Genomic DNA, 14181 nt, shown 5'->3' with positions numbered 1-14181 from the left:
GATGGCGGATATTCAGTAAAGGTAAGGGCTATTTTTTAGAATAAATCAGGAAAACTTCTGTTTCTTTTTGCTCCGGGAAGCAATGCGGGGAGGCGACGTTTTGCGTTTTTTCGGGGCAATTTCCTCCACGCCAAGATTTGGATTTTCCGGCATAACGATGGGAACAGTGAAATGGAATTGGGTGCCATGGTCTTTGCCATCGGAGGCGGCCCAAATTTCCCCTCCCCAACCACTGACAATTTGACGACAAATGGCTAGCCCAATGCCCGTGCCCCCTGTACTGCGGCGCAAAGCTCCCTCTTCCTGGTAAAAACGATCAAAGACTGTTTCCAGACGGTTGGGCTCAATGCCCCGCCCTGTGTCGGTGATGGTGACTTCTAGTTGGGACGCATTGGGGCGATCAACGGCAATGGAAATTTGGCCATTGGTGGGGGTAAATTTGATGGCGTTGTCTAAAAGTTTAGTCAACAGTTCCACTAACCATTCCCCGTCCGCTTCCACCATGGGGGTTGCCCCATTAACTTCATTGACAATGGCAGGTACTGCCCGGTCCCGGTTATGGGCTCGGATATGGCTGAGGGAAAGTTCTACACATTCTTCCAGGGAAATGGGTTCCGCATTCCATTCCACCCGGCCGCTTTCCAGTTGGGACAAAGTAAGAAAATCCTGCACCAGTTTCCGCATCCTTTCCGCATCTTCCAGGGCCGTATTGAGCATCACCTGCCGCAACTCCTGGGGCATATCCGGCTCCGTGGCCAAACTTTCCAAACAAACTTGGATAGTGGAAAGGGGGGTGCGTAGTTCATGGCCCGTAATGGCCACTAAGTTAGACCGGGTGCGGTCCAGGGCGGCCAATTGCTCGTTCAATTCTTGTAAATTAGCGTAGGCTTCCGCTTGGATTAACGCCACCCCGATTTGCGTTGCCACCCCATCCACTAAGGTCAGGGCATCGCCATCCCATTCCGTTGGGCCTGGGCCACAGTGGTGAAATTCCATCATGCCCAACAGCCTTTCCCGGTAAAAAATGGGTACTAACATCCAAGAGAGGATGGCACAACTCTTCACCAGGGTTTTTACTTCGCCACTGGATGGTTCCAACTCCGCCAGCCTGGGGTCCTGGTCAATGTTATCAATGGCGATCACCTCTTTGAGGGCCACCACCTGCTGAAAGAGAGGATTATCCTTGAGGGGCCAGGGATAGCCCTTGATGGAGCCAACACCGGTGTTGAGAAATTCATGGCTAATGGTGGCCACTGCATCGTCGGCGTTACAACGGTAAATGACACAGCGACAAATACCCAGGCCTTGGCCTAATTTTTCCACTGCCACCTGCATAATTTCCTCGGGATCGAGGGAACGTCGCACCGCAGAAGTAATGGAATTGAGCAATCTTTCCCGTTCTTCCTTATCCTGTAAGTTGCGGTTGGCCTTGATTAATTTATACTGTCCCGCCTGGAGATAGGTAATTAACCGTTGCACAAAGGGATCGGGGTTATCATCAATGCCCCGGGGCGGCACTGTACAAGAAGGCTGGAGCCAAGTTTGTTCCGCCTGTTCAATTTTCTGTTTCAACTCCGGACGGTAGGCTAAAATCCTTTGCAGTAATAGTTGGGCTGCCACCCGACTCACCTGGCGTTCGAACGTCCAAATACCCTCAAAACGGCGGTTACTGTCCCATTTATCCTGGGTGGGCCGTTCCCGACAAATTAAACAACTGGCATAGCGATCGCCAATGACAATCAAATGCCATTCCTGGGCGAGACTATCTTCTGGGGTGAAGGCAATGGTTTCGTAAATGCCAGAGCTATGTTTAAATTCCGTTTCTGGGGCGGAGAGTACGTAAACCTGATTACTCTTATCGGCAATGCGTCGATAGCGGTGGGCTTCCTGACGATAAAATCTCTCCCGCTGAAAAGCCGCAATGATCAGGGGATTGCCCGCTGTGCTTTCCGCCAGTACCTGGTCTTCCATGGCGTGGGACAAGGCCGTGAGAGAAGATTTGAAATAGGTTTGGGCCCGCAGATTGGGTAAAGTCTGCAATAGCTCTGTGAGAACAGACGGGGAGTTGCTCATCGCTCCTGAAAGAAGGGGAGGAAGAATGGCGAAAAACTAACTCCTAGAATACCAATGAAGGGCGAACTATCCCACACCGGTAGAATGGGCGGTCGGCCATGGGCCAGAAAAAATCCCCCGAACATCAAACCCGGAGGATAGGGGCAGGAAAAGGGGGCTGGGGTGGTCTGGGAACATTACCCCCCAAAAATTTGTTCCTTTAATGCACCAAACTCGGAGGCTAACTCTTGGCGTTTTTCGGCTTTCCAGAGGTAACGCCAGATGAACCAAGCGGTGTAGCCCATGCCGATCAGCTGTAAAGTTGGTGCCAACAAAGGGATGTCATTAATGGCATCGAGCACAGCAATCAAGATTTTGACGCTGATAATACCCAGCAGGATAATGCCCAGGGAAATCAGGGGTTGCTTGTTGTCCTCAAAAAACTCCCCGGTCATTTGAGGAATTTTCCCCAATACTTCCCACACCGGTTGTAGCCATTCCTGCCAAGCCTGGTCGGTGATTGGGGATTTTTTGGGAGCAGTAATTGGCCCGAGATCAGTTTTAACCCCAGCGGTTGCTGTTTTTTGTTCTTCCATCTTCAACCAGTCCTTGTATTATGCGGATTGAATGTTTACAGCCCACAGCTTCCCATATTGGGGCACTGTTTAGCTTCTGCCCATATTATCGGAAAATTGCTTTTTACACCCCGTCTTGGGCCAGGGCTTTTCCAGTTTAACCAACGGGGAAGGCCAGGCAATGGTGGAAGCCATTGGATTCAGTAAATAGGGGTTCCGGTGGCAAAAATCCCGCTTTTTGGGCAATTTCTGCCATGGTAGCCACTAATTCTGGGAAATCGCACCCGTTTATATGTTTGGCGATCGCCTGGAGTTGGTCAGGGCCAAGGGCAGTCCATTGGCTTTGGGCATTGGCTAAATAAGCTTCAATATATTGTTGTCGATTTTGCTGGGGCTGGCGAAAAACGTCATAGATGACTAGACATCCCCCCGGGCGCAACAGGGAAAAGCAATGGGCAAAAAATTGTTCTTTCTCCTCCAAAAAGAGGTGATGCAAGGCAAATCCCCCGTGGATGAGGTCAAAGCTGGCTGGCGAGGTTCGTTTTTTGTCGTCCAAGTAGGTAAGAAAGTCCGCTTCAATCAGTGCTACCCGTTGCAAAGCGGCCAAGTTTTTCTTGGCTAAGGCCAGGGCATTGGCGGATAAATCTACCCCCGTATAGGCGCTAATTTTACTTCCCACTAAAGTTTTGGCGATCGCCTGGGCATCGCCACAGCCCAGATCCAATAAGTCAAACGGGCGATCGAACCGTTGCTGAATTAATGTCCCCACCACCTGCTGGATCTGCCGATGGGCCATGTAATTATGCTCAATTAACCGTTGATAGGTTTGCCATTGCTGGAAAAATTCTCTCGTTTGCTCTGTGGGTCGGGGGGAGTTGGCCATGGGAATTAATCAAAGGGGTTAAAGGGTGGGAAAACCGCCATCCCTGGAAGCTAAACGGGCTTTACCAGCGGCGGCCCACTCCTGTAAAAATTGGATTTGTTCTTTAGCAGTGCGGGCCAGGGGCACTACTTGACTAGCAGCAGAAAGAATATCATCGGTGGTGAATTCCCGATTTTGGCTAAAACCAATATGCATTGCTTCCACCAGAATTTGCTCAATTTCTGCCCCGGAAAAATCTGGGGTTTCGTAGGCTAGACGGCCCAGATCATACTCTCCCAAGCGATGGGGCCGCAGACGTTGGAGATGAACAGCAAAAATAGCTTCCCGTTCTGCCCTATTGGGTAGTCCCACAAAGAAAATTTCGTCAAAGCGACCTTTCCGCAACAGTTCCGGCGGCAGACTTTGGACATTGTTAGCGGTGGCCACCACAAAGACTGGGGAAGTTTTTTCCGCTAGCCAGGTGATGAAGGCCCCAAATACTCTACTGGTGGTGCCCCCATCCCCCCGACTGTCCATGCCCCCAAAGGCCTTATCAATTTCATCAATCCAAAACACACAGGGGGCCAGCGCTTCTGCCAGGTTAATCATCTGCCGGGTGCGGGCTTCCGATTCCCCCACCAAACCACCAAACAGTCTCCCCACATCCAACCTCAACAGGGGTAGATGCCAATGGTGGGCGATCGCCTTAGCGGTGAGGGATTTACCGGTGCCCTGAATGCCAGCTAGTAGTAAACCCCGGGGATAGGGCAGACCATAGCGGCGGGCCTGTTCACTGAAGGCTCCCCCGCGCCGGAGCAACCAATCTTTGAGGTTATCGAGGCCGCCAATGTCGCTGATGCGTTCACTAGCGGGATAAAAATCGAGGATTTGGGTTTGGCGGATGGATTGGCGTTTTTCCTCCAGCATTAATTCCACATCGTCTGCCCCCAACTGGCCATGGTCGGCAAGGCAACGGGCCAACACCCGCCGGATTCTTTCCATGGATAAACCCTGGGCCGCCCGGCTCCACTCGTCCCGCAAAGAAGGATCTAACCTTTGCCCCAAACCCGTCAGCAATCGTTCAATTTCTCCTTGGATTTCGGCACCGCTGGGCAGGGGAAAATCCACGACAGTGATAATTTCGGTTAATTCATTGGGAATGTAAATTTGGGGGGCAACAATGACAATGTTTTTTGCTTCTGCTTTCAGCCGCCGGGCTAGGTTACGTAGTTTGCGGGAAATGGAAACGTCGTCCAAAAAACGATTAAAGTCCCGCAGGACAAAAATGCCTTTACTACTGGCGGGTAATTTTTCGATAAATTCCAATGCCTGCAGGGGATTGCGGCGGCCCACATTGGCCCCGTTGGGGTTGCCCTGGTACCCTTCGACAAAATCCCAATGGTAAACCGAGCGATTACCCAGCTTCTCCGCACTGCTGGCGATCGCCATTTCCAACCGTTCTTCTTCCTGGGTGGGAATGTAGAGCAGAGGATAACAGGCCCGGAGTAATAACTCAAATTCTTCGCTGAAAGTCATAGATTTAGTCACCAATCGGCTGGAAAAAACTGGTCATGGTAAGGACAGCGTTGACAATCATGTCTATGGCCCAGGGGCATCCGTTCCCGTTGCCAAGCTGTTACCCCTTGGCGAAATTGCTGGAGTAAATCAGTTAATTCCCTTTCAGTAGCCCGGTGTTGAGCTCCATTGTAGGCAATGGTGTAATGCTGAATTTTCTCCGGGGATTGCACAAACCAATAGGTCATGGATAGCTGTTCCGGTGCATAGGAACTAGTCTCTGCCAAAACGTATAGGTAAAGCTTGGTCTGCCAGTGGTGGTGGAGTTTTTCCGGTTTGGGGGGCTGGGGATAGGTTTTCCAATCAAAAATCTTTCCCTGATCCGGGGTGAGCACCAATAGGTCATAGACCACTGTCAACAGCACATCGTCCCTAGCTAACGTCCGTTGATGTTCCGCTTGCCTTTGGCCAGGGGGCAGGTTCAAAGCCGGCACTGTGGCAATCAAATTTTTCAAGGAACTTAATAGGCTTACTTCCTGGGGGTCAAGGTTGTGGGTTGCTAACGTTTCCAGGGGTAAACCCAAAGTCCATTGTTGAACCAGTTGGTGAAAATTTTGTCCCCATTCCGTTTTGGCCTGGCGTTGGGGTTCCAATAGACTGCCCAACTGTTGCCAATAACGCCGTTGAAATTGGGGTGGACAAATACTCAACAGTTGTAGATGACCTTGGCTGAGGGAAAAGTAAGGAGCAGTCATGGGCTTTGCTGGGCGGCCAGGGCGATCGCCAGGGGAAAAAGACGATGTTCTTGGACTTGGATGCGTTGGTGAAGACGGTCAGCATTATCGTCCGGGAGAATGGGCACCACCGCCTGGGCCACAATCGGGCCACTATCCACCGTTGCTTCGGCGTAATGTACGGTGCAACCACTCACTTTCACCCCCGCCGCCAGGGCCTGTTCCACCGCCCGCACTCCCCGAAAACTAGGCAATAAACTGGGGTGGATATTCAACACCCGACGATGAAACGCATCCAGCAACACTGGAGTCACAATCCGCATCCAACCGGCCATGATCACCCATTCCACCCCGGCTTGGCGAAAATGCTCCACAATGTCTTGATCCAACGCTTCCCGACAGTCGTAGTCCCGGTGGTTGAGCAATAGATGGGGCACTCCCTGGTCAATGGCCCGCCCCTTAACCCCAGCGTCAGGGTTGTTATAAATCACTAATTTCACCACTGCATTGAGCTGTTCTGCCTCAATGGCCCTGGCGATCGCCTCAAAATTACTCCCACTGCCGGAGGCCATCACCCCAAGGGACAAACAACGGGGCTGGACAATATCTTCTAGGGCAACCGGGGGAGAAATGAAACTCAAGCTATCCGACGGATTTGGCATGGCCAACATAGGGTAAAAATCAGGGGCTTGGGGGCCAAGGCAATCCTGCCCTCACCGGACTAATTTTGACATCCGATGGCGATAGAATGGGGAGCGATGTCTTTATAAAATGAGGTTAACGCGATATGACCCCTTCTTTAGCAAACTTTCTCTGGAGCCTGGTGTTGGGTGCTTCCATTGTGGTGATCCCTGCCACCATCGGGTTAATTTTCATCAGCCAAAAAGACAAAATCACCCGTTCCTAGGTTCTTCCTTGGATAAATCAGACAGTGAAAACCTCCAGTCGGCGATAGTTTCCGAAGCTGGAGGCTCATTTTTAGTAGATTTATTTTGGTGCGTCGTGCCCGTGGCGATCGCCTAAATTCAAGCCCGGGGCAAGGGAAGACCGCAAAAATTCCCACCGAAAAATTAATCTAGGTAACCCATAAGAGTGTTGGGATCATCAATCTCATTGGAAGCCACTGGACGATTACCCGCGGTAATTTCACTGATGTGGAGATGGCTCAGGGCAATGGGGCGATTACCGGAAATGGTCATGGTACTGCTGACTTCCATAGTGCTGGCCCCCACGGGACGGGTGGCCCCCATGGAACCATAGGTACTGACCACATGGATCTTACTGGCTTCAATGGGACGATTGGTGGGCATGCCCTTGGGGGTGGGCAGTAGGTCAAGACCACCGACGTTTTTAGGTTTCACCAGGGCAGACTCATCCTTGCTGGCACCGGCTCTGGGACGACGGCCCCTATTAGCGGTAGCGGCGGTTTTGCTGGTGGTTTCTTCATTGGGGGTGGTGTTGGGCCCCTGCTGTTCCTCAGTCATGCTGTTTATCTCCTTAGTATAAATATTCGATTAATTGATTGACAATAAACCACCGTGCGAGACAGACAGGCCACCCACCGTGTTTTGTTAGCATTACTCTGCTTGTCTTCAAAGATACACCGCTGAATGGCCAGCCAAGATAGTTATCTTTAATCAGCCCCATTATCCCAGACTATAGCCCCTTTGCCGCGATGTCTTCAGACCTCTTCTCCCTCCATGCACCCTTTCGTCCCACCGGGGATCAACCCACGGCGATCGCCAGTTTGATTAATTCTTTACAGGAACAACACAAGTTCCAGACCCTGCTGGGGGCAACGGGTACAGGGAAAACCTTCACCATGGCTTCGGTGATTGCGGAGTTGGGAAGACCAACATTAGTATTGGCCCACAATAAAACCTTGGCGGCCCAACTATGTAACGAACTACGGCAATTTTTTCCCGAAAATGCGGTGGAATATTTCATTAGTTATTACGACTATTACCAGCCGGAAGCCTATATTCCTGTCACGGACACCTACATTGAAAAAACGGCTTCCATCAACGATGAAATTGATATGTTACGCCACTCCGCCACCCGTTCCCTGTTTGAACGGCGGGACGTAATTGTGGTGGCCTCCATCAGTTGCATTTACGGTTTAGGTATTCCCAGTCAATATCTCAAGGCGGCAGTTCCCCTCCAGGTGGGGGCTGAATACGATCCCCGCTTAGTGATTCGGGATTTGGTCAACGTGCAGTATAGTCGCAACGATGTGGAGCTACAACGGGGACGATTTCGTCTCAAAGGGGACGTGCTGGAAATTGTGCCCGCCTACGAGGACCGGGTCATTCGCATTGAATTTTTTGGTGACGAAGTGGAAGCTCTACGGTTAATTGATCCCGTCAGTGGCGAAATTTTGCAAAGTTTAGACCGCATTAGCATTTATCCCGCCCGTCACTTTGTTACCCCGGAAGAAACCTTGGAAAAAGCTTGCCAGCAAATCCAAACGGAAATGGAACAACAGGTGGCTTTTTTAGAAAAAAATAATCTGTTAGTGGAAGCTCAACGGCTCAGTCAACGGACTCGCTATGACTTGGAAATGTTGCGGGAAGTGGGCTATTGCAACGGGGTAGAAAATTATTCCCGCTATTTAGCCGATCGCCAGGCGGGGGAACCACCGGAATGTTTAGTGGATTATTTTCCCGACGATTGGCTGTTGGTAATTGATGAATCCCATGTGACCATTCCCCAACTGCGGGGCATGTATAACGGCGATCAAGCCAGAAAAAAAGTCTTAATTGACCATGGTTTTCGGCTCCCCAGTGCGGCGGATAATCGCCCTTTAAAAGCGGAAGAATTTTGGCAAAAAGTGAAGCAATGTGTCTTTGTTTCCGCTACTCCGGGGCTATGGGAAATAGAACAATCAGAAGAAAGGGTAATCGAGCAAGTAATTCGTCCCACTGGGGTTTTAGATCCGGAAATTTTTGTCCGTCCCACCATGGGCCAGGTGGATGATTTATACGGGGAAATTCAGCAAAGGGTAAAACTCAAAGAACGGGTATTAATCACCACTTTAACTAAGCGCATGGCGGAGGATTTAACGGAATATTTTTCCGAGCGGGGTATCAAAGTCCAATATCTCCATTCCGAAATCCAATCTATTCAGCGGATCGAAATTTTACAAGCTTTACGGGAAGGGGAATTTGATGTGCTAATTGGGGTCAATTTACTGCGGGAAGGGTTAGATTTACCCGAAGTTTCCTTAGTGGCCATTATGGATGCGGATAAGGAAGGCTTTTTACGGGCCGAAAGATCCTTGATTCAAACCATGGGCCGGGCCGCCCGTCACATCCGGGGACAAGCTATTCTATACGCCGACAATTTTACCGATAGTATGGAAAAGGCGATCGCCGAGACGGAAAGGAGAAGAAAAATTCAGCAGGAATATAACGAAAAACATGGCATTACTCCCCAACCGATTAATAAGCGGGCTAACAACGCTATTTTGCAATTTCTCGACATTTCCCGCCGTTTAAATAGTCAACAGTTGGAGGAAGTGTATGAACAAGCCCAGGATTTACCCCTAGAAAAAATTCCCGATTTAATTCAACAATTGGAAGAAAAAATGCAGGAAGCGGCTAAAAAACAGGAATTCGAAGCGGCGGCCACCTACCGAGACCGCATTAAACATTTGCGCGATCGCCTCCTGGGCCACAAAAATTGATTGGGCATAATTAGTACGGACTATCTCAACCTCCCACAGTGATAGTGCCCATATCATAGATACCCGTTTGCTCAGCCGGAATCGTAAAACGGACAGTTTGGGGAGGATTGCTGAACAGTTGTAACTCATATTCCCCTGGACCCAGTCCCATCAGGGCAAATCGTCCTGCTCGATTGGTAAACAACTCCAACGCTGGCCAGTTGGGATCGGAGAGGGAACTAACTCGCCCCACCTGAAGTGCAATGGGTTCTCCCCCTTTGTCCACCAAAGTACCCCGCAAAAACACTGTGGATTCAGTGCCCACCGTAATCAAAGTACCACTTTTATAGCTAGGTAAAAGATTAAACACCGCATTGCCCAAATCGTAACCGAGGGGCATATTGGGGGCATCTACCCGCATGGTGGTCAAAGTATAGGAGCTCAGATCCGGCACCACCCCAGGCCCCACATAATTAGCCTCGGCAACAGGGCCGTACAACCCAGGATTAATCAACACCAACTGATCTGAAAAATTAGGGTTACGGCTGAAAATGACAAAACTATCCCGCACCGGCCGACTCCAGCCAAAACGTCCATCGGCATAAACCAAAGCCGTCCCAAAATTTAAATTAGTGCGATGACTGGACTGGTCATAGTCATGGTTTAAATTAATATCCCCCACAAAACCCCGGTAAGTCAGGCCCAAGCCGGTGCCCAAATAGCCAGGATTGGGATTATTGCTCAGATTCACAGTGGTGTTAACGCTGTTATATTGGGCAGGGCTACGGGAGGTCCAAGTGAGGGTGCTGGCCTGCTCCCGTTGACTGCTCAGATTACTGCGGGCCGTCAGAGATTGAAACTGGGAAGTTTGTAAAAAGTTGAATAATACCTGAGTTTCTGTCTGTCCCGATTGGTCCAAGCGATTATTCAGGGTTAGATTAGCCTGTAAACCCCGACCCAAGTTAGTGGTGAAGCCGATCGCCGCCCGGTAAGCATTGGGCTGGCCAAAACTACCAAGTTGATAACCCAAGCCCAGATTAATACCCAAACCATCGATCAAAGTTTGGCTATAGTTGGCCCCAAAGGACCAGGAAATATCATTGGTGGAGGTGCTAAAAATAGCAAACGGATCGCCGACAAAACCAATGGGAAAATTGCCAAAACGTTGAAAGTAAGGTCCCAAATATTCTATTTCCAAACCGAAGTTGGGTAGCCGAGCTTGGTTGCCTCCCAGGGCCAAAAACTGATACCGCACTCGAAAAGCATGGTCCAAACCGTTGTCGTCATTTTCCAGGGCCGCATCCCAGCCAAAATTGCCCACCGACGTGGCCAAAGTTCCTTCTGTACCAATCACCTGTTGGGAACCCGCCGCCTGGAGATAACCCCCCAAAGTGAGGGTAGGAGTAACACCCTGGCGGTAAAAACCACTAATAATAGGGCGGGAAGTGTCATAACTGCGTATCCCATTGGTGGTGTAAGCCGGCATGCCCACCCCCAAACCAAACTGATTCAAACCCACTGCCAACAAATCCGTCGCTAAGGGAGCAGAGAAAGATAGTTCTTCCACCCGTCCTGCACTATCAGTGATTTTCACCGTTACGTTGTTCAGACCCGTATTCAGCCCAAAATTACGAATATCCTGGGGGCCGGCCGGTAATTGCAAAGTTTGTCGTAACAGTCCATTGACAAAGATTTCCACCCTAGCGGGACTTTCGAGCAAAAATTCAAATTGTCCCGTGGGCCTAGTGGTCAAATAGGGCTGGAGGGAAAAGTTACGAAACATCGCAAACCCCACCATGGGCACAAAAGATTGGTAACTGCGGGCAGTGCTAAATAAATCCCCCAAAACATAGCGCACCGCATTATCCGGATCATCCTTGACTAAACGAATATCGGAGCGGGTCCAGGGATTGCTGCTCTGCTCCGCAAAACTAGCGCTACCTTCTAGCACCCAGCCTTGGTAGTTAAGGGCCCCTTCCAGCCCCAAGTTGAGCGGTTGTCGCCCCAAATCACCGGTGCCATCCCAGGCGTAGGGTTGGGTCCCCACTAAGTTGACAAAACCACTGAAATTGCTCGGCCGCAGAGCGGTGGCGGCCCCCGGGGGGAGGTTTAAATTGCCAGAACCGTAAACGATGGTTTTCCGCAGATTAGGGGGAATAACAATCCTCAGTTCCAATAATTGCTCGTTAAAGGTGGCATCTAGCCCGACGCTTTGCAGGGCCGCTAGGGTCAAATTACCACTGTCGTCCACTAAACTAGCTAACCTTGTTTGTATGTCGGGGCGTGCATACTCCTCCATTTTGGGCAATAAGGTAGAGGCGGTGATTTGTAGGCTACTGCTACCTCCCAGGGAAACAAACACCACAATTTGCCCCTGTTGCAAATCGTTGATGAAAAACGGCGCCACCAACCGTTGCACCCCGGTCGGCCTCGGACGACCAAAGACCCGCTCGAATAAATCATCCTCATTTTCCAGATTGGCCGGCGTTGGCTCCGGGGGAGATGTGGTTTCGGTTCCCTGTTCCCCCTGTGCTTGTTCCAAAGATTCCCTTTGTACCACCTTAGGTTCCTGCCTCCATAATAAGTCCGAGGCAGAATTGGGAGGGGGTAAATGGACGCTGAAGGTTTCTGCTCCGGCTGGTTGAGCTAGGGCCAACCCAACGGAAGCTATTAAGTGGTTACCCCAGGTAAATAGCGGAAAGGAGAATCGAAACACCATTGCCCTAGATTAGGGTCTGTCGGCAAACTCCACAAACCAAGTTTGGAAGAATTTTGATAACAAATCGCGTCAAAAGGGTAAACGCCCCAGTAACGCCGTCAGCCCCTCCACCTGTTGATACAGTTCCATCAGGCGATCGCCATTGACGTGGAGTTCCGGGGTGGGATAATTTTCCAGCACTTCAATGAGCCGCACCTGATTATCTTTTTCCGCCGAGGTGATAATGGCTCCCCGCAAAGCTTCTTTATTGTCCCGTTTAGAAGGGGTGTGGATTACCTGACCTACTTGATTGAGCACATATTCCCCGGCAAAACTGTTGAGTACCCGGGAGAGGGTAACTGGATCGGCCTGAAACGGTTGATTGAGCCAACCCCGCAATTCCTCCGGGTTTTTATTTGCCATCTTTAAATAGGCCTTGAGGGAGGGGGAGACCTTCCCAGTGCGACTCAACTCCCCCAACTCCTCAATGGAGATGGATTCCTGCAAGACGCTATAGGTGAGCACCACCCGTTCCGCCGCTTTCAGGGAAGGGGCCACCGTCAGTAAACTAGCAAAGGCCAAACTAAAACACAGGTGAGGAAAACGCACATTCATGGTCAATTCGCCAACGCATCGGCACAAACTTTCCTCCCTATACTAGAGGAAGACTTTTAGGAATTGTCAGAGCTGGGGGCAGTAGCATGGGTGTCGCCTTTAATCCGCAAATTATGACCGCTGTGGAGCAGTTGGACTACGTCGTAACCGTAGGGGACGTGGCCAGTCGGGCTGGGTTGGAAATTAACCAAACCCAACAGGGGCTATTAACCCTAGCTTCGGAGGTGGAGGGCCATCTCCAGGTGGCAGAGTCGGGGGAAATAGTTTTTGCCTTTCCTAAACAGTTTCGGACTATCCTCCGCAATAAGTATTGGCGTTTAAGGTTCCAGAGTTGGCTCCAGAGCATTTGGCAAGTCTTGTTTTACCTGATCCGTATTTCCTTTGGCATTATTCTCATTCTTTCCATTTTGTTAATGCTGGTGGCCATCATTGCCATTATCATCGCCGTCAACTCCAAATCTGACAATGATAACGATGGGGGCATTAATTTTTCTGGAGGCAATAATCGTAGCGGTGGAGGCGGTGGGTTATTCTTTTGGCCCGGCGACATTTTCTGGCTCCTTTCCCCCGATGGCAATCGCCAAAAGCGGACTAAGAAAAATAAAGCCAAAAACGAGCTTAATTTCCTCGAAGCAATTTTCTCGTTCCTATTTGGAGACGGTAATCCCAACGAAGATTTGGAAGAGAGGCGCTGGCAAACCCTGGGTAGTTTAATTCGCAATAATGGTGGGGCGATCGCCGCAGAACAGGCCTCTCCCTATTTGGATAATGTGACCAAATTTAATCGGGAAAATGAAGATTACATGATTCCTGTCCTGGCCCGCTTTAACGGTTACCCCCAGGTTTCCCCCAACGGTGAGCTAATTTACACTTTCCCCGATCTGCAAATCAGTGCCCAGGAGCGTCAATCCACAACCCTGGCTTCCTACCTAAGGGAAAAGCCCTGGAAATTTAGCCAAGCTTCCTCTGGGCAAAAAATAGCGGCGATCGCCCTGGGGGGAGTCAACCTAGTTTTGGCGTTGAGTTTGGGAGTAATGTTGAAAACCTACGGGGCCGAGCTTGACTTGGGAGCATTGGTTTATTTCGTCCAGAGTATCTACGGCATCCTGTTGGCCTATGCTGTGGGCTTCCTAGGCATTCCCCTGATCAGATATTTCTGGTTGCAGCAGCGCAATCAAAAACTGGAACAGCGCAACGGCGATCGGCAACAGCGGGCCAAACTTTTACAACCCCCCTCCCCTCCCCTCAAAGCTAAACTAGAATTCGCCCAGGATTGGGCCACCACCACCGTTATTACCCCAGCGGACATCACCTACCGCACCGACCAGGACTCCCTGGAACAGGAGTTTAAACGCTTCACCCCAACCCAGGGGGAATAAAAGTAACATGGCCCATGCCCCTAGCATTTTTCCGGCACGGTAACCAATTGTTTCTGAGAAGCGTTAACATAAGTTAACAACTGTTTA

Annotated in this window: 12 protein-coding genes; 3 read left to right on the top strand and 9 right to left on the bottom strand. The window is 50.4% G+C overall.

The window, feature by feature from the left end; genetic code table 11:
- Window positions 1-45: 45 nt before the first annotated feature.
- The 6 genes from D082_RS04250 to purN all read right to left on the bottom strand — a co-directional run bounded on the left by D082_RS04250 (window position 46) and on the right by purN (window position 6409).
- Window positions 46-2073 carry a DICT sensory domain-containing protein gene (locus tag D082_RS04250; RefSeq protein WP_028948989.1) on the bottom strand — a complete coding sequence of 676 codons (2028 nt, stop codon included), beginning with the start codon at window positions 2071-2073 and terminating at the stop codon, window positions 46-48.
- A gap of 176 nt (window positions 2074-2249) precedes the next feature.
- Window positions 2250-2648: a CAAD domain-containing protein gene (locus tag D082_RS04245; RefSeq protein WP_028948990.1), complete on the bottom strand. Its 399-nt coding sequence runs from the start codon at window positions 2646-2648 to the stop codon at window positions 2250-2252.
- Between the two features lie 136 nt (window positions 2649-2784).
- Window positions 2785-3510, bottom strand: coding sequence for a class I SAM-dependent methyltransferase (locus D082_RS04240; protein ID WP_028948991.1), 726 nt, complete (start codon window positions 3508-3510; stop codon window positions 2785-2787).
- Window positions 3511-3528: 18 nt separating this feature from the next.
- Window positions 3529-5025: an AAA family ATPase gene (locus D082_RS04235; protein ID WP_028948992.1), complete on the bottom strand. Its 1497-nt coding sequence runs from the start codon at window positions 5023-5025 to the stop codon at window positions 3529-3531.
- Window positions 5026-5033: 8 nt separating this feature from the next.
- Window positions 5034-5759, bottom strand: a complete 726-nt coding sequence (locus D082_RS04230) for a PD-(D/E)XK nuclease family protein (protein ID WP_028948993.1) — start codon at window positions 5757-5759, stop codon at window positions 5034-5036.
- Entirely contained in the window at window positions 5756-6409 is a 654-nt protein-coding gene (purN, locus tag D082_RS04225) for a phosphoribosylglycinamide formyltransferase (protein WP_028948994.1), read from the bottom strand. The genes D082_RS04230 and purN overlap by 4 nt, the downstream gene beginning before the upstream one ends.
- 116 nt (window positions 6410-6525) lie before the next feature.
- On the opposite strand from purN, the gene psbX reads away from it, so the two are divergent.
- Entirely contained in the window at window positions 6526-6645 is a 120-nt protein-coding gene (gene psbX, locus D082_RS04220; protein WP_028948995.1) for a photosystem II reaction center X protein, read from the top strand.
- A 163-nt stretch (window positions 6646-6808) separates the two neighbouring features.
- On the opposite strand, the gene D082_RS04215 is transcribed toward psbX, so the two are convergent.
- Window positions 6809-7222, bottom strand: coding sequence for a hypothetical protein (locus D082_RS04215; RefSeq protein ID WP_028948996.1), 414 nt, complete (start codon window positions 7220-7222; stop codon window positions 6809-6811).
- Between the two features lie 191 nt (window positions 7223-7413).
- Here D082_RS04215 and uvrB point away from each other — a divergent pair, with 191 nt between their 5' ends.
- Window positions 7414-9423, top strand: a complete 2010-nt coding sequence (gene uvrB / locus D082_RS04210; protein ID WP_028948997.1) for an excinuclease ABC subunit UvrB — start codon at window positions 7414-7416, stop codon at window positions 9421-9423.
- Window positions 9424-9448: 25 nt separating this feature from the next.
- Here uvrB and D082_RS04205 read toward each other — a convergent pair whose 3' ends face one another.
- Window positions 9449-12121 (bottom strand): fimbria/pilus outer membrane usher protein, encoded by a 2673-nt coding sequence (locus tag D082_RS04205; protein ID WP_028948998.1) that lies wholly within the window; start codon window positions 12119-12121, stop codon window positions 9449-9451.
- 69 nt (window positions 12122-12190) lie between these two features.
- Window positions 12191-12715, bottom strand: coding sequence for an alpha/beta hydrolase (locus D082_RS04200; RefSeq protein WP_038530187.1), 525 nt, complete (start codon window positions 12713-12715; stop codon window positions 12191-12193).
- An 86-nt stretch (window positions 12716-12801) separates the two neighbouring features.
- Between D082_RS04200 and D082_RS04195 the strand changes: the two genes are divergently transcribed.
- Window positions 12802-14094 carry a hypothetical protein gene (locus D082_RS04195; protein ID WP_028949000.1) on the top strand — a complete coding sequence of 431 codons (1293 nt, stop codon included), beginning with the start codon at window positions 12802-12804 and terminating at the stop codon, window positions 14092-14094.
- The last annotated feature ends 87 nt before the right edge of the window (window positions 14095-14181 follow it).

It is taken from the genome of Synechocystis sp. PCC 6714, from assembly GCF_000478825.2.
In the GTDB taxonomy this organism is placed as follows: domain Bacteria; phylum Cyanobacteriota; class Cyanobacteriia; order Cyanobacteriales; family Microcystaceae; genus Synechocystis.
This window is presented reverse-complemented; position numbering and strand designations above follow the sequence as displayed.

Bases quoted from the DNA above. Each gene is read 5' to 3' on its own strand.
- D082_RS04250 (WP_028948989.1), bottom strand. From the start codon at position 2,073: ATGAGCAACTCCCCGTCTGTTCTCACAGAGCTATTGCAGACTTTACCC.
- D082_RS04245 (WP_028948990.1), bottom strand. From the start codon at position 2,648: ATGGAAGAACAAAAAACAGCAACCGCTGGGGTTAAAACTGATCTCGGG.
- D082_RS04240 (WP_028948991.1), bottom strand. From the start codon at position 3,510: ATGGCCAACTCCCCCCGACCCACAGAGCAAACGAGAGAATTTTTCCAG.
- D082_RS04235 (WP_028948992.1), bottom strand. From the start codon at position 5,025: ATGACTTTCAGCGAAGAATTTGAGTTATTACTCCGGGCCTGTTATCCT.
- D082_RS04230 (WP_028948993.1), bottom strand. From the start codon at position 5,759: ATGACTGCTCCTTACTTTTCCCTCAGCCAAGGTCATCTACAACTGTTG.
- purN (WP_028948994.1), bottom strand. From the start codon at position 6,409: ATGTTGGCCATGCCAAATCCGTCGGATAGCTTGAGTTTCATTTCTCCC.
- psbX (WP_028948995.1), top strand. From the start codon at position 6,526: ATGACCCCTTCTTTAGCAAACTTTCTCTGGAGCCTGGTGTTGGGTGCT.
- D082_RS04215 (WP_028948996.1), bottom strand. From the start codon at position 7,222: ATGACTGAGGAACAGCAGGGGCCCAACACCACCCCCAATGAAGAAACC.
- uvrB (WP_028948997.1), top strand. From the start codon at position 7,414: ATGTCTTCAGACCTCTTCTCCCTCCATGCACCCTTTCGTCCCACCGGG.
- D082_RS04205 (WP_028948998.1), bottom strand. From the start codon at position 12,121: ATGGTGTTTCGATTCTCCTTTCCGCTATTTACCTGGGGTAACCACTTA.
- D082_RS04200 (WP_038530187.1), bottom strand. From the start codon at position 12,715: ATGAATGTGCGTTTTCCTCACCTGTGTTTTAGTTTGGCCTTTGCTAGT.
- D082_RS04195 (WP_028949000.1), top strand. From the start codon at position 12,802: ATGGGTGTCGCCTTTAATCCGCAAATTATGACCGCTGTGGAGCAGTTG.